Genomic DNA, 21,991 nt, shown 5'->3' with positions numbered 1-21,991 from the left:
GCTCGCAGTGCGAAAAAGTAAACTCTTTTTAACCGGTTGTAGCAATCGCTTCGCGATTCTTTTTCCGGCTAATTAGTTTGTGCCTTGCCCTTCATCCCCTCCCCTTGTTTTTCTACCCCTTTTTCAGATCAATTTCCTATGCGGAAAGCGTCTCAGACCGTGCCGGCGATGGCGTTTTCGAGCAATGACAGCGCCGCCTTTTTGGTCAGCTTGACCGGGTTGCCGCCAGCGGTCGGATCGACCACCGCCATATCCGCGATCAGCGCCTTGCGCTTCTTGTCCATGTCGAGCCCCTTGATCAGGCCGGGCAGCGCGTGCGGCACCTTCAACTCCTTGCGCAGCTTGATGATCGCCTTGGCGAAGCCGTCAAAGCCGCCCTTGATGCCGCAATAGGCGGCGAGCCGGGCAATACGCTCCTCGATGGAGTCACGGTTGAAGGCGAGCACATAGGGCATGAACACGGCGTTGGTCATGCCGTGGTGGGTGTCGTAGAGCGCGCCGATCGGGTGCGACAGCGAGTGGATGGCGCCCAGTCCCTTCTGGAAGGCGGCGGCGCCCATCGCGGCCGCACTCATCATATGGGCGCGCGCGACAAGATCCTTGCCGTTGGCATAGGCCTTGGGCAGGTTCTCGAACACCAGCCGCACACCCTCGACGGCAATACCGTCGGCCATCGGGTGATAGCCCGGCGCACAATAGGCTTCGAGGCAATGGGCAAGCGCATCCATGCCGGTGCCGGCGGTGATGAAGCCTGGCATGCCGACCGATAGCTCCGGATCGGCGATCACGATCGCCGGCAAAAGCTTCGGATGGAAGATGACCTTCTTGGTGTGCGTCTCCTCATTGGTGATGACGCCGGCACGGCCGACTTCCGAGCCGGTGCCGGCCGTGGTCGGCACCGCGATGATCGGGGCGATCGCGTCCGAATTGGCGCGCGTCCACCAGTCGTCGACATCTTCGAAGTCCCACACCGGCCGCGTCTGACCGGCCTGGAAGGCGATCAGCTTGCCGAGATCGAGCGCCGAGCCGCCGCCGAAGGCGATGACGCCGTCATGCTTGCCCTTCTTGAACACGGCGATGCCGGCGGTGAGGTTGGAATCGACCGGGTTCGGCTTTACCTCGGAAAACACGCCATAAGGCACCTTGGCGTCGTCGAGGATCTTCAGCGTCGAAGCGACGACCGGCAGCTTCGCCAGGCCCGGATCGGTGACGAACAGCGGCCGCTTGATGCCGGTTGCCGCCAGCACCTCGGGCAGTTCCTTGATGCGGCCGGCGCCGAAGCGGACGGTGGTGGGATAGTTCCATTTGGAGATCAGCTTGGACATTGCTTGTCTTTCAAAAAATCAGATGGCTTCGCGCAGGTGGAAGGATTTCGGCCGGGTCAGATTATCGTAGCCGATGGCCGACAGTCCCGCACCCTTGCCGGTGTCCTTGACGCCGGTCCAGACCAGGGCCGGATCGAGATAATCGCAGCGGTTCATGAACACCGTACCGGTCTCGATGCGGTTACCGATCGCCACCGCATGCTCGGTGTCGCGGGTCCAGATCGAAGCCGTCAGGCCATAGGCGCTGTCGTTCATCAGCGCGATCGCCTCTTCGTCATTGCGCACCTTCATGATGCCGACGATTGGGCCAAAGCTTTCCTCGCGCATGACGCTCATCTGGTGGTCGACATCAGTCAGCACTTCCGGCGCCAGATAGGGCGAGCCGGCCTTGTCGTTAGCCACCTTCATGTTGATGTGCGCCTTGGCGCCCTTGCGCAGCGCCTCGGCCTTCTGCTCGCGGATCAGGTCGGCGAAACGCGCCTGCGCCATCGGCCCCATTGTGGTCGCCTGTTCCAGCGGATTGCCGACGACATAGTTCTTCGTCTCGGCGATGAAGCCTTCGACGAACTCGTCATAGACCTTTTCATGCACATAGACGCGCTCGATGCCGCAGCAGCACTGGCCGGAATTGTAGAAGGCGCCGTCGACCAGATTGGCGACCGCGTGGTCCATTTTGGCGTCGGGCAGCACATAGGCCGGATCCTTGCCGCCAAGCTCGAGGCCGAGCGTCATGAAGGTACCGGCCGCCGCCTTTTCAATGGCACGGCCGCCGCCGACCGAACCGGTGAAATTGACATGGTCGATCTTGCCCGAGCCTAGCAGTTTCTCGGTCTGGGCGTGATTGAGCACGACATTCTGGAACACGCCCTTGGGCAGGCCCACCTTGTCGAAGGCCTGCTGAAAACGCTCGCCGACCAGCAGCGTCTGCGCCGCATGTTTGAGGATGACGGCGTTGCCGGCCATCAGCGCCGGCACGATGGTGTTGACCGCTGTGAGATAGGGATAGTTCCACGGCGCGATCACCATGACCACGCCGAGCGGATCCTTCTTCACGTAGCGGCGGAAGCCATCCTTCGGGTTGGAGGCAGGAACCGACTTTAGCGCCGCCTCGGCGATCTCGACCATGTAAGTGGTGCGTTCCTTGACGCCGCCGAACTCGCCGCCATAACGCACCGGACGTCCCATCTGCCAAGCGATCTCCGGCACGATCTCGTCGGTCATCGCCACCAGCGCTTCGAGCATCGCCAGCATGTACTTGCCGCGCTCGACGATCGGCGTCTCAGCCCACTTCTCCTGCGCCGCCTTGGCGCGCTCGACAGCGGCATTGACCGCCTGGTCCGTGGCCACGGGCCGCTCGGCATAGATCGAGCCATCGATGGGGGATATCAACTTGACCGTTTCGGTCATTCCTTCAGTCCTCGCACTTCATGAAATCTTGATTTTGACGTCGCCCGCCATTCAGACGATGGCTAAGGGAGGGCGACGCCGACATAGTTTTAGTACCGCTCAAAGCCCCTGTGCAGTTCCCAATCCGTAATGCGGCGGTCGTATTCGAACTGCTCCCACTTGGCGGTGTGGACATAATGTTCGAGCACGTCCTCGCCGAGTGCCTCTTTCAGCATCTTCGACTTGGCCAGCGTCTCAGTGGCATCGCGCAGCGTTTTCGGGATCTCCGGCAGGCGCGAGGCCTGATAGGCATCGCCGACGAACGGTTTCTGCAGTTCCAGCTTCTCATCGATGCCGGCAAGGCCGGCGGCGATCAGCGCCGCGAAGGCGAGATAGGGGTTGAGGTCGGCGCCGCCGATGCGGCATTCCATGCGGATGCCCTTGGTGCCCTCGCCGCACAGGCGGAAGCCGGCGGTGCGGTTGTCCTCGCTCCACATGATCTTGGTAGGCGCGAAAGTGCCGGCCTGGAAGCGCTTGTAGGAGTTGATGTAAGGCGCCAGGAACCAGGTGAATTCCTTGGCGTATTTGAGCTGGCCCGCTCCCCATTGCTGGCCGAGCGTCGACAGCGTCCAGTCCGCCTTCTTGTCGAAGAACAGCGCCGTCTTGCCGTCGGCGCTCCACAGCGAGTTGTGGATGTGGCTGGAGTTGCCGGCGAGCCCGTAATTGTATTTGGACATGAAGGAAATCGCCTTGCCCTCGGACTCGGCAATCTCCTTGGCGCCGTTCTTCAGGATGACGTGGCGGTCGGCCATCTCGAGCGCTTCGGCATAGCGCACATTGATCTCTTCCTGGCCGGGGCCCCATTCGCCCTTGGAGTTCTCGATCGGAATGCCGGCCGCATCCATCTCGTTGCGAAGCCGGCGCATGACGCCTTCTTCCTTGGTGGTGATGCCGATCTGGTAGTCGCCGATATAGGGCGACGCCGTATCGAGGCCCTGCCAATGTTTCTTGCGGGCGGAATCGTAGGTCTCGTTGAACAGATAGAATTCGAGCTCGGAGGCGAAATAGCCGATATAGCCACGCTCCGTCAGCCGCTTGACCTGCTTCCTCAGGATGGCACGCGGCGAATGCGGCAGGTCGTCATGGGTGTGGTGGTCGAGCACGTCGCAGATCACCAGCGCTGTCTTTTCCAACCAAGGAATGCGCCGCAACGTCGCCAGATCCGGCTTCATGACGAAGTCGCCATAGCCCTTCGACCAGCTTGCCGCCTTGTAGCCCGGCACCGGCTCCATATCGATGTCGGCGGCCAGCAGATAGTTGCAGCCATGCGTCTCATCATGCGCGGAATCGACGAAATACTGCGCCAGGAAGCGCTTTCCGGCCAATCGTCCCTGCAGGTCGACGATGCAGGCCAGCACCGTGTCGATCTCACCGCTGGAGACCGCTTTCTTCAACTGATCGAACGAGAAATTTCCGGCCATTCCTTTGGCACTCCAGCGCTTGTCGTTTCGGGCTTGTCACGTTGAACGGGAAAAAACCGTGGCGAGCGAACCCGCCACGGTTTGATTGGCGGCTAGGCGGATTCGCCGACGGCCTTTTCGGCCGCTGCGATGGTCGCCCTGCGCTTGGCGATTGCCGCATCGCCGATGGGCGGCCCCTGGAAGCGGCGGTTTTCAACGGCGAACCACAAAACGACGAGCAGAACGATCAATCCGATCGCATAGTTGATCAGGATGTCGAAGGGCGGTTGGATGCCGGCATACATCAGCACCAGAACACCAATCACCGTGATGACGGCGAACGGCTTTGACCAGATGCCGAGGCGGAACGGACCAAATTCGGTCCAGCTCTTACCTTCCGCGAGAAGTCCGGCTGCGATCGGCATGGCGTAGGAGACATAAAGGAAAAGAGCGCAGCCGGCTGCCAGTGCCGCGAACGCCGGCGAATAAAGCGTAGCGGCAATCGACAGAACGACGCCGAGCCAGATGGCAGGCACCGGCGTGCGCCAGGTCGGCGAAACCTGCTTCCACAAAGACGACCCGGGCAGGCCTCCGTCACGCGAAAAGGCGAAGATCATGCGCGAGGTCGAAGTGAGGCCGGCCAGCGCGCACAGATAGTTCGACAGCACGATGGCGATGCCGAGCACAGCCTTCAGCCAGGTTGGCGCCGGCAGATTGTTGAACAGGTTGAACCAGGCATTGCCGCCGTCCTTGGCGGTCGCCACGAGATCGGGGCTGGCCAGGACGAAGGAGACCGCCATGACGAACCCGAAGACGAGAGACCACAGGACCGCATGGATCATCCCTCTGGGCACCGCAACGCGGGCATTGTGCGTTTCCTCGGCCGTATGCGCCGAGGCGTCGAAGCCGGTGATCGTGTAAAGCGGGTAGAGAAGGCCGATCAGGAAGGCCACGAGGGCGGTGCGAGCCGTCGGAACATAGCCGCCACCGAGATCGCCGGTCGTGTTGACGAAAGTCGTTAACCGCGCGAGATCGAAGCCATGCGCCCCCCAGATCAAGAAGGTCAGCGTCAGGACGACCGCAACAACGAGGATGAGGTAGCCGGAAAAGTCGGTCAACATCGTCGTCGTCTTGATGCCGAGATGATTGAAGAGGCCTTGGGTGACGGTAATCAGGACGACTGCCGTCGTCTGCTGCCAGAAGCCCCAGGCCGATGTGTCCCAACCGAAGATCGGACCCGCGACGAGGCCCTGAAACAGCAAGTAGACGCCGACATTCACCGAAGCGACAACGAAGATCAGGCCGAGCAAGTTGATCCAGGCCGTGGCCCAGCCCCAGCCGCGTCCGCCCAGGATCGACGACCAATGATAGAGGCCGCCGGCGGTGGGATAGGCCGAGCCGATCTGGCCGAGAGAAGCCGCGACCACGAGCGCGAAGACGCCGCCGATGACCCAGCCGATGGTCGCCTCGAAGCCGCTGCCGGTGGCCATGGCCAATGGGAAAGACGTAATGCCGCCCGCCAGAATACAGATGATCGAGAAGGAAATGGCGAAGTTGGAGAAGCCGCTCATGCGGCGAGCCAATTCCTGGGCGTAGCCCATACTGTGAAGGATTTTTGTGTCGTCCGACTTGTCAGAGTGATCCGGTGTTGTCATGTCAGAATTCCCCTTATTGGTTCTTAGCTGGCCGATTGAACTGACTTTCCGACTGCGCTTGATCGAGAGCCCTTGGCCTCCTCTGGTTCCAGATCCGAAAAAATGCCGGTGAGCAGATCCGCCCATTTCCGCTGTCCGGTCTCGCCGGAGATTTCGTCGTTGCGGATTTCGATCATCGCGCAGGGCAACCCGCGCGAGCGTGCATGCCGTTCCAGCGTGAAATAGACGCGGTCATCAGGCGAATAAGGTTCATTGACGCCGACGGTGACGCCGGCAAGCCGCTTGAGCGCCGATATCAGAGGTGACGCCAGCCGGCGGTCCTCGTCATGGATGATGCCGATGTGCCAGGGCCGGTTGCGGCCCTTGTAGACCGGCGTGAAGGAATGCACGGAAACCAGCCGGGTCTCCTGGCCGCGCGCCAGCCGTTCCTCGACGGTGCGTTCGATGGCGCTGTGAAACGGTTGCCATGACAGGGCGACCCGCGCCGCAAGCTGTTTTTCCGACAGGCCGGTATTGCCCGGTATGGCTGTCGTCTCGCTGACCCGCGGCACCAGGTCCGGCGCATCGAGCCGCCGGTTGCAGTCGATGACGAGGCGCGAAATGCGGGTCTCGATCAGCGTCGCATCGAGCGCCTGGGCCATCCGCATTGCCACCGGCAGCGCACCCGGATCCCAGGCGATGTGGCGCGACAGGTCCTCGGCGGCAAGGCCGAGCGTGCCGAATTCGGCGGGCAGGAAATTGGAAGCGTGATCGCAGGTCAGCACGAAAGGGCTTGATCCGCCAGGGTTCGTCACCCCCACGGTATCAGACGATGCAAGGCTGGCGGGCCGTGCTTTCTCCATAGTCTGCCGTCCCCGGGGAGCGCTGTATCGTATGTTACGTATTTTGCCTCATTGCGTCCCTATGGATGATTTCATACAGTTTGCCCGGCTTTGTCAAACGCGATCTCATGGGGCGGGCCAAGGGGTGGGGAAAAAGATGATTTCCAGCATTGCCGAACTGATCGCCGACCGCATCGGCACGATGCCGGCCAGCGAACGGCGCGCGGCGCAGACGCTGATCGCGAGCTATCCGATGATCGGCCTGAAGACGGTCGCCGAATTCTCGACCGCGGCCGGCGTCTCCTCGCCGACGATCCTGCGCTTCGTGGCCAGGCTCGGCTTCCAGAACTATCCGGAATTCCAGTCGAGCCTGCAGGACGAGCTGGCGGCGCAGCTGCAGTCACCGGCGATAAGGACGCTCAATCCACCCTCGCCCGGCGGCGGCACGGTGTCGCCGATGCTCGAAGCGACGCTCGACAATATGCGCGAGACCTTCCGCCACCTCTCCGACAAGCAGCTCGCCGACATCGCCGCACGGCTTGCCGACCGGCGTGGCAAGACATTCCTCATTGGCGGCCGCTTCACCGACCCGCTGGCGCGCTACATGGCCGCCCACCTCGCCGTCATCCAGCCCGATGTCTTTCACCTCGCCGGCCAGGAGAGCATGTGGCGCGACCGGCTGATCGACATGGGCAAGCGCGACGTGCTGGTGATCTTCGACATCAGGCGCTACCAGGACAGCCTCGTGCGCTTCGCCGAGAAGGCGCATCAGCGCGGCGTCCAGATCGTGCTGTTCACTGACCAGTGGCTGTCGCCGATCGCCAGGTTTGCCCGCCATGTCATCGCCGGACGAACCGCGGTGCCTTCCGCATGGGATTCCTCGGCAGCCCTTTTCGTCGTCGCCGAAACGCTGATCGGCGCCGTCACCAGGCAACTCGAGGCCGACGGCGCACGGCGTATTCGGGAAATGGAAGAGCTGCGTTAAGCGGGCTCCGTTCAGACGCATCCGCCCCAAATCAAGCGCACGGACATCACGTTACCGCGATTTAATGTGCACGATTGCGTGATAATTGCCATAAACCGATGATATCGGGACTGTGGTGACCAGTTTTGGTCCCCAGCCCTTGTCGTCGCTGCATCCGCTTCCACTTGGGAACCGGCAGAACGATTTTGCCGCTGGAGTGCCGATGTCAGGTTGGAAACAGATTGTCCTCGCGCTTGTCGTCGTGGTCGCCGCCGCGGCTGCGTGGGCTCGCTTCTACCCCGGCGCTCCCGAAGTGCTGGCGCGCTGGGGCATCGACTGGGCCCATGGCGCGACGCCTCCAGCGATGGACATTGCGGCAACTGGTTCCCGGCAGGCAGGGCGCAACAGCGCCCAGATTGCCACCATTGTTGCATCGCCGGCCGCCTCGGCTGTTATCAACGACCGCCTGCAGGCGATCGGCACCGGCCGCGCCAACGCCTCGGTGACCGTCAATCCATACAGTTCCGGTCGCCTTGCCGAACTGCTGGTCGAATCCGGTACGCATGTCGACAAGGGGCAGATCATCGCGATGCTCGATTCCGAGACCGAGATCATCTCTCAGGACCGGGCCAAGCTCGCCTTGCAGGATGCGCAATCCAAGCTTGACCGTGTCAAGTCGCTGCGCGCTTCCAATGCCGCGACGCCGGTCGCCGTGGCCGACGCCGAAGTGGTGCTGGCAGGCGCCAAGCTGGCGCTTCAGGATGCCGAGCTTGCGCTGCAGCGCCGCTCCATCCTGGCTCCGATCGTTGGCACTGTCGGCATCCTGCCGATCTCGGCCGGCAACTACGTGACCAACCAGTCGGCGATCGCCACGCTCGATGACCGCTCCTCGATCCTGGTGGATTTCCAAGTGCCCGAGCGTTTCGCCGCCGCGGTCAAGGTCGGTGGGCAATTGACGGCAACGCCGATCGCCAATCCGAGCAACGCCTATACCGGTACGATTTCGGCGATCGACAACCATATCGACGAAAAGAGCCGCACGCTGCTGGTCAAGGCCAAGATCGCCAATCCCGCCGACTCGCTGCGCGCCGGCATGTCGTTCTCCATCATCATGAAATTCCCCGGCGAAACCTATCCGGCCGTCAGCCCGCTGGCGATCCTGTGGGGATCGGACGGCGCCTATGTCTGGCAGATCGAGGACGGCAAGGCCAAACGCGTGCCGGTGCGCATCATCCAGCGCAACACCGAGACCGTGCTGATCGACGCCGAGATCGACAGCGGCGACATGGTGGTCACCGAAGGCACCCAGAACGTCAGCGAGGGAGGCGAGGTCCGCATCGCCGGCCAGGAGCAGCATCCCGCCAACGCCGCCGAAGGCTCATGACTGGTCCCGTCAACGCCGCCAGCGATACCGGCTTCACCGCCCTGTTCATCCGCAGGCCGGTCATGGCCTTCGTGCTCAACGTCCTCATCGCGGTTGCCGGCCTCGCCGCCTTCTACGGCGTCGAGATCCGCGAATTGCCCGACGTCGACCGCGCCGTGGTCACGGTGTCGACAACCTTCGAAGGGGCCGCTGCCGAAACCGTCGACCGCGAACTGACCGACACGATCGAGGGCGCCGTTGCCCGCGTCTCCGGCATCAAGTCGATCTCGTCTTCCTCCTCCTTCGGCTCGAGCCGCGTCACCATCGAGTTCAATGATGGCGTCGACCTCAATGTCGCCGCCTCCGATGTGCGTGACGCTGTCGGCCGCGTCGCCAACCAGATGCCGGACACCGCCGATCCGCCGCGCATCGTCAAGGCCGACGCCAATTCCGACGCGGTGATGCGGCTGGCGGTGACATCGGACAACATGTCGATCCAGGACATGACGGTCGTCGTCCAGGACCAGATCGAGGACGAACTGGCCGCCGTGCCCGGCGTTGCCGACGTCCAGGTCTATGGCGACCGCGACAAGATCTTTCGCATCGACGTCGACCAGAACAAGCTCGCCAGCCTCGGCTTCACGGTGGCAGATCTCAGGGCGGCGCTTGCCTCCGTCGCTTTCGATTCCCCGGCCGGTTCGATCACCACCACCAACCAGGACCTGATTGTCCGCACCACCGCCGATGTGACGACGCCCGAGGAATTCGAAAACATCATCATCGGCGGCACGACGCGCATCCGCGACGTCGCCACCGTCACGCTCGGCCCCGATGTCGGCCAGACGACGCTGCGTTCCGACGGCAAGACCGGCATCGGCATCGGTATCATCCGCCAGGCAGAATCGAACACGCTCGACATATCGACCGGCGTCCAGGCCGCCGTCGCCAAACTGCAGGAAAACCTGCCCAAGGGCATGGCGATCAAGATCACTAGCGACGACGCCGTCTTCGTCAAGGGCGCGGTGCACGAGGTCGAGATCGCGCTCGGCCTGTCGGTCACCATGGTGCTGATCGTCATCTACATCTTCCTGCTCGACTGGCGCGCAACGCTGATCCCCGGCCTGTCGATGCCGGTCGCCATGATCGGCACCATCGCCGCCATCTATCTGGCCGGCTTCTCCGTCAACATCCTGACGCTGCTCGCCATGGTGCTGGCCACGGGCCTTGTCGTCGACGACGCCATCGTCGTCCTGGAAAACATCGTGCGACGACGCAATGAAGGCATGGGACCGCGTGCGGCTGCCGTGCTCGGCGCGCAGGAAGTGTTCTTCGCCGTCGTTGCGACGACACTGACGCTGGTCGCCGTCTTCGTGCCGATCTCGTTCCTGCCCGGCCAGACCGGCGGCCTGTTCCGCGAATTCGGCTTCGTGCTTGCCATGTCGGTGCTGCTGTCCTGCGTGGTGGCGCTGACACTTTGCCCGATGCTCGCCTCACGTATGCTGACCGGCGCATCGCTTCACCATCAAGGCGGTCACGGCATCGGCGCCCGTATCGGCGGCGCGTTGAATGCCGCCTACAAGCGGATCTTGCACGCTTCCCTTGACGCGCCCTGGATCGTGGTTCTGGTTGCGGTGCTGTTTGCCGGCACCGCTTTCGCCCTGTTCGGCACCATCCGCCAGGAACTGACGCCAACCGAGGATCGCGCGGCCGTGCTGTTGCGCATCAATGCACCGCAAGGCGTCAGCCTCGACTACACGACGCAGCAGATGCAGAAGATCGAGAAGCTGATCCAGCCGATGCGCGATTCCGGCGAGATCCGCTCGACCTTCGAGAATGCCGGCCAGAACGGCTCCTACAATTCCGGCTTAATGGTGATGACGCTGGCGCCCTGGAACGAGCGGAGCCGCAGCCAGCAGGAGATCATGGCCGAGATCAGCCAGTTGACCAAGCAGGTGCCAAGCGTACGCATCTTCCCGGTGCAGCCCAACAGCCTCGGCATTCGCGGCGCCGGCAACGGCCTGCAATTCGCGCTGGTCGGCAACGGCCGCAAGGCGCTCGGCGACGCGGCGGTGAAGATCATCGCCGAGATGCAGAAGGACCCGCGTTTCCAGACGCCGCGCCTGTCGATCGACCCGACGCAGCCGCAGCTGGCTGTCGCCATCGACCGCGAGCGTGCCTCCGACCTCGGCATCGACATATCAGGCCTCGCCAACACCATGCAGGCCATGCTCGACGGCAACGATGTCGTCGACGTCTATATCGCCGACCGCAGCTATGGTGTGAAGCTGGTCTCGACCACCAATCCGATCAACGATCCGACCGATCTGGAAAACATCTTCCTGAAGACGGCCGATGGCCGCTTCGTGCCGATGTCGACCATCGCCACGCTGACCGAACGCGCCGTGCCGCCGTCGCTGTCGCGCGAACAGCAGCAGCCATCGGTGGCCATCACCTCCAACCTCTCGGGCAATTTCGCGCTTGGCGACGCGCTGAGCCGCGCCGAGGAAATCGCCACGCCGCTGCTGCCGCCAGGCAGCCGCATCCTGCCGCTGGCCGAGGCCGCGACGCTAGGCGAGACCAACAGCGCCATGGTCACCATCTTCGGTTTCGCGCTGGTTATCATCCTCCTGGTGCTGGCTGCCCAGTTCGAGAGCTTCGTCAGTGCGGTCATCATCATGGCGACGGTGCCGCTCGGTCTGGCCTGCGCCATCTTCGCGCTGCTTCTCTCCGGCACCAGCCTCAACGCCTACAGCCAGATCGGCCTGGTGCTCCTGGTCGGCGTCATGGCCAAGAACGGCATCCTGATCGTCGAGTTCGCCAACCAGCTGCGCGACCGCGGGCTTGGTGTGCGCGAGGCGATCGAGCAGGCCTCGATCATCCGCTTGCGTCCGGTGATGATGACGATGATCAGCACCATACTTGGCGGCGTGCCGCTGGTGCTGGCGGCGGGCGCGGGCGCCGAGGCACGCGTGGCGCTCGGCTGGGTGATCGTCGGCGGGCTGGGGCTGGCCACCATCCCGACACTGTTCCTGACGCCGGTCGCCTATCTCCTGCTTGGCCGCTTCGTCACCCCGAAGACCCATGAGGAAGCGCGCCTCAAGCGCGAACTCGAGGAAGCCGCCTACACCAATATGGAGCCGGCGGAGTAGGTAAACTCGGGGCCGCGGGTAGCTGCTTTTCGTCTGCAATCTCGTCGGAGATAGTGCCGCTATTTCAGCAACCGGCCTTCGATCGACCAGCGCGCGGCGAGGAAATTCAGCACCGCCGCCACGATGACGCCGCCGATCTTTGCCGGCCACACCCCAACGATGCCGGCGAACAGGGCGAGCGAAAGGCTGGAGACGCCGAGCGAAATCAGCGCACCCAGCGAGACGAAACGCAGGAAGGCATCATGCAGCCGGATGGCCTGGTTGCGCTCGAACGACCACAAACTGTTGGCCGTGAAAGAGAAGATGACAGCAATGAACCAGGAGGTGACATTGGCCGGCAGCGGCGGAACATCCAGCTTGAGCAGCACGAAGAAGCCGGCAAGGTCGATGGCCGTGTTGACCAGTCCGACGATGGCAAAGCGCACGATCTTGCTGCCGGTCGAACGCCGGGGCTGTTCCGCGCCGCTCATCCCTGGCCATCCATGATCTCGACACCGGCGCGGGCGAGGCTCGCGCCGAACGCGTCCGAGGCCAGGACCGCGAACTCCACCTCGCGCACGCCTTGCATTGGGTCGCGCTCCCGCAGCGTCTCGTCGACATGGCCGGGATGGCACATGAACAGGCCTCGTTCCGGCAGTGCGTCGACGGCGGCTTGCAGAACAGGGGCAAATCGCTCGGGTTGCCGCCAGTCATAGATGCCGGCGAGCGGCTCGAAAAGGCTGAAGCCAGCGCGCACCATCGAGCGGTTGAAGCCGGCCGCCACGGCGGCGATTGCCGCGACTTTCGGTGCTACGACGGCATTGCCCAGCGCCGGCGCACCGCGCAGTACCGGCCTGCCGGCAGCTTCGGAAAAATTCGCCCGCAGCCATTTGCGCACGACCGGCAGGAAATGCACGTGCTGATGGCCGTCGATGAAGTCAGGTTGGCAGCCCAGCGCCTCGACGAAGCGGCTGTACTGCGCATCGAGTTCGACATGGACATCCCGCTCGTCAATGCTGCCGCGCAGGATCGGCAATGCCAGCGAACGCAGCGGCGGCAGTCGGCCTTCCGGCGCCAGGCTCGACCGGCCGGTGACGGCAGGCTGGTCGGTGAGGGTCAGGTGCAGCCCGACCGCCGCGCGGCCGCACAGTGGCTTTATGCGCGTCGCCGCATCAGGCCATTCCGGAAAGCCGGTCATGCAACTGGTGCCGGTCAGGCGGCCGCGATCGAGCAGGTCGAGAATCCCGGTGGAGACGCCAGGAGCCAGGCCGTAGTCATCGGCGATGAGGCGGATGCGGCGCGTCATGCGCCGGGCGCGCCGCCTGGCGGCCTGTCCGGAACCGCGCCACGCACGACATCGCGCACGATATACACCGGCCGATCCTTGCTCTCCGAAAGCGTGACCCAGACATATTCGCCGATCAGGCCGAGCAAGGTCAGGTTGAGGCCGCCGAGCAGGACGACGGCGACCATCAGGCTGGGATAGCCGGGGACGGCGATGCCATAGAACATCACCTCGAAGAACACTTTGGCGCCGTAGACGAGGCCCGCCAAAGCCGCCAGCATCCCGCTCAGGCTGATGATGCGCAGCGGAATGACGGAAAAGGACGTAAACCCCTCCAGCGAGAAGGCAATCAGGTTGAGCCGGCTCCATTTCGACGTGCCGGTGGCACGGTTCTCCGGCGAGTATTGTATGGCTTTCTGACGGAAGCCAGCCCAGGCGAACAGGCCCTTGTTGAAGCGCCGCTTGTCGCGCAGGCTGGTCAGCGCACGCACCACGGCACCGCGCATGACGCGGAAGTCACCGGCATTTTCTGGAATGTCGAAGCGCTGGCTGCTGTTGATCAGGCTGTAGAACAGCTTCGCGAGTTGGCTGCGCCGCCAGCTGGCCTCGCGGCGGTCGTTCTGCGCGAAGACGACATCGATATCCGGGTGTTCCACCAGCTCGGCGATCATCTTCAGGCCGGTGTCCATCGAATGCTGCAGGTCGGCATCCATGACCAGCGCCATGTCACCGCGCGACTGGTCGAGGCCGGCGAGCACCGCGACCTCCTTGCCGAAATTGCGGCTGAGCCGCACGATCTCCCAGGAACCCGACAGCACCCGGGAAAACCGCTCGGCGCCATCATCGCGGCTGCCGTCATCGACCAGGATCTTGTGGACTTCGATGCCGAAACGCTGCGACACCTCGGCCTCGAGCTTGTCGAGCAATGCGGCAAAGGCCGATGCCGATGGTCCCTCGTTGAAGAACGGCGCCACGATATCGAGAACGGGCCGCGACTCAGCCATTTGCCACAGGCCTTTCATTCATCACCTTGTCTCCAGCTTTCGCCCAGAACCACCAGATCAGGAAGCCGGCGACAACGGTGACCGTGATCGGCCGGAACCAGGGATACGTCAAATCTTGGATATGGCGTTCGACCCCGGTTAGCCCCGTAAGGAACAGGGTCACCGCCAGCACCGAGGCCAGGACACCGCCTCGTTCCTCGCGCCACAACAAGGCGATAGCGAGACCGGCAGGCACGGCGATCATGGCATAGGTGTTGGGCTCGACGCGAGGGTTGAAGACGCACATGTAGAACGTCGCCGTCAGGAAGATGGCGAGCCCGGCCGTCCCGCGTTCCAGCTTGCGGTCGAACCAGACAACCGCGGAGAGCGTGAACAGGGCCATGAGGACACGCACGATCGTGGCACCGAATTCCGGGAGGGGCAGCCCCATTTTGGTGAAGGGCGCCGTGAAGTCGGTGGGAACGAAGTGGCTGGTGTTGTCGACAGCCATCGAGGTCAACATCTGGCCAAAAACACGATACTGGTCGTTGAGATAGCTTGCGGGAGCGAAAGCATAAGGCAAAGCCAGCACGAACAGCACCGCCAGCACCAGCACCGGTATCAGCCGCAGGCGCAGGGCTCCCACCAACAACAGCATGATGATCGCGGTCGGCTTGGCGATGATGGCGACCGAAGCCCAGAAGAACGTTTCGGCGCGCCGACCTTCGAGGGCCGACAAAGTGAGAAGCCAGCAGGCACCTGTCAGAAGGATCGTCGCCTGGCCGTTGCGGATCGCCCCCAGCGCCATCGGCAGGGCGAGGAACAGCCCGAAGGACAGCAGCCATGGCAATTCCCCACCGCCGAGCTTGCGCACCTGCCGCATCGCGGCGAAGGTCAGCACCGCGAAGCCGATAACGTGCCACACCACGCCACCCAGATGCGGGCCGAGCTTGAACAGTGGGACATAGAGCGTGGCAAAGGCCGGCGCGTAGAGATACCCCATCTCGGACTGGATGTTGTAGAGCGGCCGCCCGGCGAGAAATTCCTGGCTGCCATATCTGTAGGCCGACAGCACGCTGCGCGTGTCGGGCGCCAACAGGACGAGGACAAGAACGACCAGGAACGCTCCGATCCACAGGCCAAGTCCCAAACGGTCGAAAACCGGCTTGGACATCGTCATCAAGACACCCCACAACACCCGGAACAGGCTCAGTCCAGCACTGTCGCGGCATTCGATGGCGGCGGCATATCACGGACAAAGCGGCGTGGCATAGGGGCTGAATGGGCGTAAAAGCTGCACTCGCGCTGGCCCGAACGCCAAATTCTGCCTTGCTGGTTCCCTCTCCGCGATCAGGCGACTTGAACTAGTCGCCGGTGAATTCAGGCAGGTGAAAATAGGGATTGCGCGGGTCGTATGGATATTTTGGTTCACCCTTGCCAGTTGATACGGCACCCGGGATCAGCACCCCTTTCGGTCCGAATTGATAGTCGATGCCGGCGCAGAGGTAAGCGAGATCCTGGTAGTTGAAACTGCGCAACGCACTACCGCCTTCGAATGCTGCTGCTTTAAGTTGCTCAGGCGTGAGCGGACCGATCATCCTGTCGCGATAGGCCTTGACCTTGGCCTCGTTGAGCCTGGACGACTGACATCCAACGCCGATGACCCGCGCCAGCATGATATTTCTGACAGCGGTCCCAGCGGGATCATCCAACGGGGTCGAATATTTCTTGAGAAAGTAGTTCGTATTCGGATCGTTGGTCATCGCCTTGCGCCAAAACGGCGGGAACTTGTCGGCGGCCTGAGCGCCAACGGCGCCGGCCAGCGACATCAAGACTATCGAGATGACCCACCATTTTCTCATAACGACCCCGTTTCTGGCAGTTTCCCGAATGTCATCTGGTCCGGTCATTTTCATTCAAGGCCGTATAAAAACCTTGCCGTTGGGCTTGGCCAGTTCCGTCGGCACCCGCGCGATGGCCTCGGCGAGCGGCACGACCGCCGTCACGTCGGTCGACCAGCGCCCGTCGGAAAAACGCTTCTGCGCTTCCAGGATCGCCGGACCACGCCGATCTCTAGATTGGCGCATCCATTCGCTCAGCCAAAAACCTTCGATGTGCTTGTGCTGGAAGATCAGCTGGCCGGGTTCGCGGATGATCGTGGCGTCCGTGTCGAGCCGGCCATAGATGATCCAGCGCGCCCGTTTCGGCATCGCATGGAAGATGGCCGAAGCCAGCGGCCCAGTGACCGCATCGAGGAAAATGCGCGGCTGTTCAGCCTTCATCACCTCGCGCAGCGTGGCCTCGAAATCCGGCGCCTTCTCGTTCAGCACATGGGCAGCGCCGATCTCTTTCAGAAGCGCGATCTGCTCGTCGCGGCGCACGGTGACGATAGGCCGAAAGCCCTCTTCCCTGGCCAGGCCGATGATCAGCTTGCAGAGCTGGCTGGCGCCGGCGGTCATGATGAAGGCCTTTTCGCCCTCCTGTTTGACGATGTCGAACATGGCGATCGCGGTGAGCGGATTGACGATCATCGCCGCACCATCCTCGTCACGAACCGTGTCGAGCAGCGGAATGCAGGCTGCCGCCTCGGCGACGGCAAAGTCAGCCCACGAACCCCAATTGCTGAGGCCGGTGGCGAAGGCGACGCGCTTGCCGACGAGGCTTTTGGCATAGGGTTCGTCACCCCCGGCGACAACTTTGCCGACACCCTCGAAGCCCGCCGGCCGGCCCTTGACGCGCGGCTGGCCATACTGGCCCTTGATGAAGGCGACATCGGATGGGTTGATCGAAGCCAGGCTGACCTTGATCAGCACCTGGCTCGGTCCAGGCTTCGGCACCGCGATGCTGCCCGACTCGAGATAGGGCTCCATCGCCTCGAGTACACTGCCGCTCGGTGTCTTGGTGTAGCCGTCGCCGACCAGGAGCAACGCCTTCATTTCGGAGGGGATGGTCATCGGTGACACTCCTTGGTTGCGGCGGAAAACCCTGTGCGACAGGCCGAGCTGCTGCTCAGACCTTCTCCTGCGTGTATTTCTTCAGCTCCGTCCGCGCCACCTGGCGGCGATGCACGGCGTCAGGCCCGTCGGCGAGGCGCAATGTCCTCAGATGCGTCCACGAGCGCGCCAGCGGCGTGTCCTGGCTGATGCCTTGCGCGCCGAACATCTGCACCGCCTCGTCGGTGATCCTCAGCGCGACGCGCGGCGCGATGACCTTGATCTGGCTGATCCACGGGGCTGCGGCGCGCGCATCGCCCTGGTCGATCATCCACGCCGCCTTGAGGCAGAGCAGCCGGGCCATTTCGATCTCCATCCGGCATTCGGCGATGATGTCGAAATTGGCGCCGAGTTTCGCCAGCTTCTGGCCGAAGGCTTCGCGGCGCACCGAACGCTGGCACAGCATCTCCAGCGCCATCTCGGCCTGGCCGATGGCGCGCATGCAGTGATGGATGCGGCCGGGGCCAAGCCGTCCTTGCGCGATCTCGAACCCCCTGCCCTCGCCGAGGATCAGGTTCGAGGCCGCTACCCGGACATTGTCGAAGCGAAGGTGCATATGGCCATGCGGCGCGTCATCATCGCCATAGACCTGCATGGCGCGGACCTTGGTCACGCCTTTCGTGTCCGAAGGCACCAGGATCATCGAATGGCGGCGGTGCTGCGGCTCGTCGTCGCCACCGGTCCGCACCATGACGATATAGATGGCGCAGCGCGGATCGCCGGCGCCCGACGCCCACCATTTCTCGCCATTGAGCACATAATCGTCGCCTTGCCGCTCGCAACGCATCGCGATGTTGGTGGCGTCGGACGAGGCGACATCAGGCTCGGTCATCAGATAGGCCGAGCGGATTTTTCCATCCAAAAGCGGTTCAAGCCACGTTTTCTTGTGGTCGGCCGAGCCGTAGCGCTCCAGCACCTCCATATTGCCGGTGTCGGGCGCCGAGCAGTTGAAGGTCTCGGCGCCTAAGTGCGCCTTGCCCATCTCTTCGGCCAGATAAGCGTATTCGACCGTGGACAGGCCGTAGCCGCGTTCCGAGCCGGTCAGCCAGAAATTCCACAGGCCGCGCTCTCGTGCGGTCTTCTTCAGCCCTTCGAGGATCTCGCTCTGGCGCGCGCTGTAGACCCAGCGGTCGCCTGCCTTGCCGACCTCGCCCAAGAATTCCTTGTCGAGCGGCATGATCTCGTCGCGCACCATGGCCGCGACGCGCGCGTGGATCGGCTTCAGCCGCTCGCTCATGCCGAGATTCATCTCCGTCATCGGTCGCTAACCCTTCATAGAGGCCCGGCATTTTACCCGTGGCAAGGATGACCGTACTTCGGATAGCCTTGTCAACGCGAACTGTTTGCCCGCATGTCGAGGCAGAGCGCGGAGGATTGGAATGGCCTATCTGGACGAGCTGTTTTCGGTGGCCGGCAAGACCGCGCTGGTGACGGGAGCGGCAACCGGTATCGGCCGCATGGCGGCGACCGCGCTGGTCAGGGCCGGCGCCAGCGTCATGATCGCTTCGCGCAAGGGCGAGGACTGCATCAAGGTCGCCGCCGAACTGAACGGGCTTGGCGCGCCTGGCAGGGCCGAAGGCTTCGCCGGCGACGTCTCCAGCGAGGCTGGCATTGCCGCACTCGTCACCGAGGTCAAGGCGCGGACCGAAAAACTCGATATTCTGATCAACAATGCCGGCGTTTCCTGGGGCGCACCGCTGGAGAGCTTCCCCTATTCGGCATGGGCCAAGGTGTTTGGCGTCAATGTCACCGCGGTCTTCCACCTGACACGCGAACTGCTGCCGTTGCTCGAAGCCGCCGCCAGCGATGCCGATCCTGCCCGGGTGATCAATCTGGGTTCGGTGATGGGCACGCAGCCGCTGGCCGACGATGCCTATTCCTACACCGCGTCCAAGGCTGCGGTGCATCATCTGACGCGCACGCTCGCGCTCGAATTCGCCGCCCGCCGCATCACCGTCAACGCCTTCGCTCCCGGTCCTTTCCAGAGCCGGATGACGGCCTTTGCCACCGGTACGGATGAACAGGCCAGGCATGTCGGCAATCATGTTCCGATCGGCCGTATCGGCGCACCGGATGACATTGCCGGCGCAACGCTCTATTTGTGCAGCCGTGCAGGCAGTTATGTCACCGGCGCCATCCTGCCGATCGACGGCGGGCAGTCGGTGCAGCATGGATTGACCTTGTTCAAGGAATGACATTTTCCGGCCGTAGAAGCCGGAGGTGAACTGGAGGACATGAGCGTGGAACCGATCAGTCTCGATGTGCTTCTGGCCAGTGTCGGCAAGGAAGTCGGCGTCTCACCGTGGCGGGTGGTGACGCAACGCATGATAGACCAGTTTGCCGACGCCACCGACGACCACCAGTTCATCCATTGCGACCCCGAGCGGGCCAAGCGCGAGACGCCGTTCGGCGGCACCATCGCGCATGGGTTCCTGTCGCTGTCGCTGCTCTCGGCAATGACTTTCGAGACCATGCCGCCGCTGGAAAACGGCAAGATGGGCGTCAACCATGGCTTCGATTCGCTGCGCTTCCTGGCGCCGGTGAAAACCGGCGCGCGCATCCGCACCCGTTTCGTGCTGGCCGACGTCAAGGTCAGGCCGTCAGGCTGGGTGCAGACCGCGCATGACGTGACGATCGAGATCGAGGGCTCGAAGAAACCGGCGCTGACCGCCCGCTGGCTGACGCTCACCCTGATCGAACGCCAGCCCGAGACCGCATGAGCAACGCCAACGCGCTCGACCAGGCAGCGCTTGCGCCTTACCTCGAGGCGGAAATTCCGGGTTTTTCCGGACTCACTGCGATCGAAAAATTCAAATCCGGTCAATCGAACCCGACCTATCTCCTGACGGCGGCCAGCGGCCGCTACGTGCTGCGCGCCAAGCCGCCCGGGCAATTGCTGAAATCGGCGCATCAGGTCGACCGCGAATTCTGGGTGATGAAGGCGCTCGCCGGCACCGCCGTGCCGGTGCCCAAAATGCTGCATTTGTCGGCCGAGGATTCGCCGATCGGCCGCATGTTCTATGTCATGGATTTCCTCGACGGCCGCATTTTCTGGGATCCGGCGCTGCCGGAAGCGCGCGACAATGACGAGCGCGCCGCGATCTACGATGCCATGAACGGCACGCTCGCGGCCCTGCATGATGTCGATGCCGACGCCGTCGGTCTCGGCGATTTCGGCCGGCCAGGCAATTATTTCGAGCGGCAGCTGGCGCGCTGGACCAGCCAGTACCGCGCCTCGGAAACCGGCAGCATTGCCGACATGGACCAGCTGATCGCCTGGCTGGAAACGCACATGCCCGCGGACGACGGCCTGATATCGCTGGTGCATGGCGACTACAGGCTGGACAATCTGATCTTCGCACAGGACCAACCAAAGGTTCTTGCAGTGCTCGACTGGGAACTATCGACGATTGGCCACCCCTTTGCCGACATCGCCTATCAGTGCATGCAATGGCGCCTGCCGCATGCCTCAGGCTTTCGCGGCCTGGGTGGTATCGACCGCGCCGCACTCGGCCTGCCCTCCGAAGAAGACTATGTCGCCGCCTATTGCCGTCGTCGCGGGCTCACCGGCATCGGCAACTGGACGTTCTTCCTCGCCTTCTCCTTCTTCCGGTTGGCGGCGATCTGCCAGGGTGTCTACAAGCGCGCGCTGGACGGCAACGCCTCCAATCCCGAAAAAGCCAGAACCTATGGCGAGGCGGTGAAGCTGCTTTCGCATCTCGCCGCCAAACTGATCGACAAGCAGGGGAAGTCATGATGGGCCGTTTTGACGGAGCAACGGTGCTGATCACCGGTGCCGCCGGCGGGCTCGGCCGTGGTGCCGCGAAGGGCTTTGCCACTGAAGGCGCGCGGCTGGTGCTGTCGGACATCGACGAAAAGGCGTTAGCCGATCTTGCAACTTCCTTGCCGGCCGAAACGGCGATCCTGGCCGGCAACATCGCCGACGAGAAACTGTCGGAGGATCTGGTCGGGCTGGCGGTCGAAAGATTCGGCCAGCTGGATGTCGCCATCAACAATGCCGGCATCGTCCAGAGTTTCGTGCGCCTGCCGCAAGTGCCGTCGGACGAAGCCCGCCGCGTGATCGAGATCGACCTGCTCGGCGTCTTCTATGCCATGAAGCACCAGATTCCGCAGATGGAGCGGCAGTTCAAGGCGACGGCCAAGGGCGGCGCCATCGTCAACATCGCCTCGGTTGCCGGGCTGGTCGGCGCGCCAAAGCTCTCGGTCTACGCGGCAGCCAAGCATGGCGTCGTCGGATTGACCAAATCGGCGGCGGCCGAATACGCGACCAAGGGTGTGCGCATCAACGCCATCTGCTCTGCCCATACCAGGACGGCGATGGTCGACAGCTTCGTGCGCGTATCCGGCGCGCCGGAGGCAGAGGCGTTGGCCGAACTGACACGCGGCGTGCCGATGAAACGCGTGGCGGAAGTCGATGAAATCATCACCGCCATCCTCTTCGCCGCCGACCCGGCCAATTCCTTCATGACCGGCCATGCACTGGCCGTCGACGGCGGTGTCGGCGCCATCTGACCCACGATTTGACTCCCATGCCGCTTGGGAACTTCCCGCGCCCTTGTCCGTTTCCGTACAGCGTATATAATTTAGCCACGCACCAACCAAACGAA

Annotated in this window: 19 protein-coding genes; 7 read left to right on the top strand and 12 right to left on the bottom strand. The window is 63.2% G+C overall.

Features of this window, described 5'->3' with window-relative positions; translation table 11 throughout:
• Nucleotides 1-152: 152 nt before the first annotated feature.
• The 5 genes from AC1D05_RS15415 to AC1D05_RS15395 form a co-directional block, all read right to left on the bottom strand.
• Nucleotides 153-1,325, bottom strand: coding sequence for an iron-containing alcohol dehydrogenase (locus tag AC1D05_RS15415; RefSeq protein ID WP_477441764.1), 1,173 nt, complete (start codon nt 1,323-1,325; stop codon nt 153-155).
• A gap of 18 nt (nt 1,326-1,343) precedes the next feature.
• Nucleotides 1,344-2,732: an aldehyde dehydrogenase family protein gene (locus AC1D05_RS15410; protein ID WP_477441762.1), complete on the bottom strand. Its 1,389-nt coding sequence runs from the start codon at nt 2,730-2,732 to the stop codon at nt 1,344-1,346.
• Between the two features lie 89 nt (nt 2,733-2,821).
• Nucleotides 2,822-4,192: a glutamine synthetase family protein gene (locus tag AC1D05_RS15405; RefSeq protein ID WP_172224395.1), complete on the bottom strand. Its 1,371-nt coding sequence runs from the start codon at nt 4,190-4,192 to the stop codon at nt 2,822-2,824.
• A 92-nt stretch (nt 4,193-4,284) separates the two neighbouring features.
• Nucleotides 4,285-5,826: an amino acid permease gene (locus AC1D05_RS15400; RefSeq protein WP_477441760.1), complete on the bottom strand. Its 1,542-nt coding sequence runs from the start codon at nt 5,824-5,826 to the stop codon at nt 4,285-4,287.
• 23 nt (nt 5,827-5,849) lie between these two features.
• The gene (locus tag AC1D05_RS15395) at nt 5,850-6,668 is read right to left on the bottom strand and encodes an N-formylglutamate amidohydrolase (RefSeq protein ID WP_477441758.1); all 819 of its coding nucleotides are present in this window, start codon (nt 6,666-6,668) and stop codon (nt 5,850-5,852) included.
• A 136-nt stretch (nt 6,669-6,804) separates the two neighbouring features.
• On the opposite strand from AC1D05_RS15395, the gene AC1D05_RS15390 reads away from it, so the two are divergent.
• From AC1D05_RS15390 to AC1D05_RS15380, 3 genes are all read left to right on the top strand, one after another.
• Nucleotides 6,805-7,632: a MurR/RpiR family transcriptional regulator gene (locus tag AC1D05_RS15390; RefSeq protein WP_477441756.1), complete on the top strand. Its 828-nt coding sequence runs from the start codon at nt 6,805-6,807 to the stop codon at nt 7,630-7,632.
• 202 nt (nt 7,633-7,834) lie between these two features.
• The gene (locus AC1D05_RS15385) at nt 7,835-8,995 is read left to right on the top strand and encodes an efflux RND transporter periplasmic adaptor subunit (protein WP_477441754.1); all 1,161 of its coding nucleotides are present in this window, start codon (nt 7,835-7,837) and stop codon (nt 8,993-8,995) included.
• Nucleotides 8,992-12,123 carry an efflux RND transporter permease subunit gene (locus AC1D05_RS15380; RefSeq protein WP_477441752.1) on the top strand — a complete coding sequence of 1,044 codons (3,132 nt, stop codon included), beginning with the start codon at nt 8,992-8,994 and terminating at the stop codon, nt 12,121-12,123. The genes AC1D05_RS15385 and AC1D05_RS15380 overlap by 4 nt, the downstream gene beginning before the upstream one ends.
• 59 nt (nt 12,124-12,182) lie before the next feature.
• On the opposite strand, the gene AC1D05_RS15375 is transcribed toward AC1D05_RS15380, so the two are convergent.
• From AC1D05_RS15375 to AC1D05_RS15345, 7 genes are all read right to left on the bottom strand, one after another.
• Nucleotides 12,183-12,593: a GtrA family protein gene (locus AC1D05_RS15375; RefSeq protein WP_477441750.1), complete on the bottom strand. Its 411-nt coding sequence runs from the start codon at nt 12,591-12,593 to the stop codon at nt 12,183-12,185.
• The gene (locus AC1D05_RS15370) at nt 12,590-13,408 is read right to left on the bottom strand and encodes a ChbG/HpnK family deacetylase (RefSeq protein ID WP_477441748.1); all 819 of its coding nucleotides are present in this window, start codon (nt 13,406-13,408) and stop codon (nt 12,590-12,592) included. The genes AC1D05_RS15375 and AC1D05_RS15370 overlap by 4 nt, the downstream gene beginning before the upstream one ends.
• Nucleotides 13,405-14,391, bottom strand: a complete 987-nt coding sequence (locus tag AC1D05_RS15365) for a glycosyltransferase family 2 protein (protein ID WP_477441746.1) — start codon at nt 14,389-14,391, stop codon at nt 13,405-13,407. Before AC1D05_RS15365 ends, AC1D05_RS15370 begins: the two co-directional genes overlap by 4 nt.
• Nucleotides 14,384-15,550 carry a glycosyltransferase family 87 protein gene (locus tag AC1D05_RS15360; RefSeq protein WP_477441744.1) on the bottom strand — a complete coding sequence of 389 codons (1,167 nt, stop codon included), beginning with the start codon at nt 15,548-15,550 and terminating at the stop codon, nt 14,384-14,386. The genes AC1D05_RS15365 and AC1D05_RS15360 overlap by 8 nt, the downstream gene beginning before the upstream one ends.
• A 184-nt stretch (nt 15,551-15,734) precedes the next feature.
• On the bottom strand, nt 15,735-16,280 hold the full coding sequence (locus tag AC1D05_RS15355; RefSeq protein ID WP_477441743.1) for a hypothetical protein: 546 nt from the start codon (nt 16,278-16,280) through the stop codon (nt 15,735-15,737).
• Between the two features lie 6 nt (nt 16,281-16,286).
• On the bottom strand, nt 16,287-17,324 hold the full coding sequence (locus tag AC1D05_RS15350; RefSeq protein WP_477441741.1) for a zinc-binding dehydrogenase: 1,038 nt from the start codon (nt 17,322-17,324) through the stop codon (nt 16,287-16,289).
• Nucleotides 17,325-17,379: 55 nt separating this feature from the next.
• Complete coding sequence (locus AC1D05_RS15345; protein WP_477441739.1) at nt 17,380-18,621, bottom strand: acyl-CoA dehydrogenase family protein; 1,242 nt, start codon at nt 18,619-18,621, stop codon at nt 17,380-17,382.
• Between the two features lie 121 nt (nt 18,622-18,742).
• Between AC1D05_RS15345 and AC1D05_RS15340 the strand changes: the two genes are divergently transcribed.
• The 4 genes from AC1D05_RS15340 to AC1D05_RS15325 are packed head-to-tail and all read left to right on the top strand — an operon-like array spanning nt 18,743 to nt 21,896.
• Complete coding sequence (locus AC1D05_RS15340; protein ID WP_477441737.1) at nt 18,743-19,558, top strand: SDR family oxidoreductase; 816 nt, start codon at nt 18,743-18,745, stop codon at nt 19,556-19,558.
• 39 nt (nt 19,559-19,597) lie between these two features.
• Nucleotides 19,598-20,083, top strand: a complete 486-nt coding sequence (locus AC1D05_RS15335) for a MaoC family dehydratase (protein ID WP_019861112.1) — start codon at nt 19,598-19,600, stop codon at nt 20,081-20,083.
• A complete protein-coding gene (locus AC1D05_RS15330; RefSeq protein ID WP_477441735.1) occupies nt 20,080-21,120 on the top strand; it encodes a phosphotransferase family protein in 1,041 nt (346 codons plus the stop codon). The genes AC1D05_RS15335 and AC1D05_RS15330 overlap by 4 nt, the downstream gene beginning before the upstream one ends.
• Nucleotides 21,120-21,896, top strand: coding sequence for an SDR family NAD(P)-dependent oxidoreductase (locus AC1D05_RS15325; protein ID WP_477442073.1), 777 nt, complete (start codon nt 21,120-21,122; stop codon nt 21,894-21,896). Before AC1D05_RS15330 ends, AC1D05_RS15325 begins: the two co-directional genes overlap by 1 nt.
• Nucleotides 21,897-21,991 lie beyond the last annotated feature (95 nt).

The organism is Mesorhizobium sp. P2_E9, from assembly GCF_056403815.1.
The sequence above is the reverse complement of the archived record's forward strand: the minus strand, read 5'-3'. Positions and strand labels throughout refer to the sequence as shown.

Excerpts from the sequence above, each read along its gene's own strand:
- AC1D05_RS15365 (WP_477441746.1), bottom strand. The coding sequence starts at position 14,391 with ATGGCTGAGTCGCGGCCCGTTCTCGATATCGTGGCGCCGTTCTTCAAC.
- AC1D05_RS15380 (WP_477441752.1), top strand. The coding sequence starts at position 8,992 with ATGACTGGTCCCGTCAACGCCGCCAGCGATACCGGCTTCACCGCCCTG.
- AC1D05_RS15390 (WP_477441756.1), top strand. The coding sequence starts at position 6,805 with ATGATTTCCAGCATTGCCGAACTGATCGCCGACCGCATCGGCACGATG.
- AC1D05_RS15375 (WP_477441750.1), bottom strand. The coding sequence starts at position 12,593 with ATGAGCGGCGCGGAACAGCCCCGGCGTTCGACCGGCAGCAAGATCGTG.
- AC1D05_RS15335 (WP_019861112.1), top strand. The coding sequence starts at position 19,598 with ATGAGCGTGGAACCGATCAGTCTCGATGTGCTTCTGGCCAGTGTCGGC.
- AC1D05_RS15355 (WP_477441743.1), bottom strand. The coding sequence starts at position 16,280 with ATGACCGGACCAGATGACATTCGGGAAACTGCCAGAAACGGGGTCGTT.
- AC1D05_RS15370 (WP_477441748.1), bottom strand. The coding sequence starts at position 13,408 with ATGACGCGCCGCATCCGCCTCATCGCCGATGACTACGGCCTGGCTCCT.
- AC1D05_RS15385 (WP_477441754.1), top strand. The coding sequence starts at position 7,835 with ATGTCAGGTTGGAAACAGATTGTCCTCGCGCTTGTCGTCGTGGTCGCC.
- AC1D05_RS15405 (WP_172224395.1), bottom strand. The coding sequence starts at position 4,192 with ATGGCCGGAAATTTCTCGTTCGATCAGTTGAAGAAAGCGGTCTCCAGC.
- AC1D05_RS15325 (WP_477442073.1), top strand. The coding sequence starts at position 21,120 with ATGGGCCGTTTTGACGGAGCAACGGTGCTGATCACCGGTGCCGCCGGC.
- AC1D05_RS15415 (WP_477441764.1), bottom strand. The coding sequence starts at position 1,325 with ATGTCCAAGCTGATCTCCAAATGGAACTATCCCACCACCGTCCGCTTC.
- AC1D05_RS15330 (WP_477441735.1), top strand. The coding sequence starts at position 20,080 with ATGAGCAACGCCAACGCGCTCGACCAGGCAGCGCTTGCGCCTTACCTC.
- AC1D05_RS15345 (WP_477441739.1), bottom strand. The coding sequence starts at position 18,621 with ATGACGGAGATGAATCTCGGCATGAGCGAGCGGCTGAAGCCGATCCAC.
- AC1D05_RS15360 (WP_477441744.1), bottom strand. The coding sequence starts at position 15,550 with ATGACGATGTCCAAGCCGGTTTTCGACCGTTTGGGACTTGGCCTGTGG.
- AC1D05_RS15340 (WP_477441737.1), top strand. The coding sequence starts at position 18,743 with ATGGCCTATCTGGACGAGCTGTTTTCGGTGGCCGGCAAGACCGCGCTG.
- AC1D05_RS15400 (WP_477441760.1), bottom strand. The coding sequence starts at position 5,826 with ATGACAACACCGGATCACTCTGACAAGTCGGACGACACAAAAATCCTT.
- AC1D05_RS15395 (WP_477441758.1), bottom strand. The coding sequence starts at position 6,668 with ATGGAGAAAGCACGGCCCGCCAGCCTTGCATCGTCTGATACCGTGGGG.
- AC1D05_RS15350 (WP_477441741.1), bottom strand. The coding sequence starts at position 17,324 with ATGACCATCCCCTCCGAAATGAAGGCGTTGCTCCTGGTCGGCGACGGC.
- AC1D05_RS15410 (WP_477441762.1), bottom strand. The coding sequence starts at position 2,732 with ATGACCGAAACGGTCAAGTTGATATCCCCCATCGATGGCTCGATCTAT.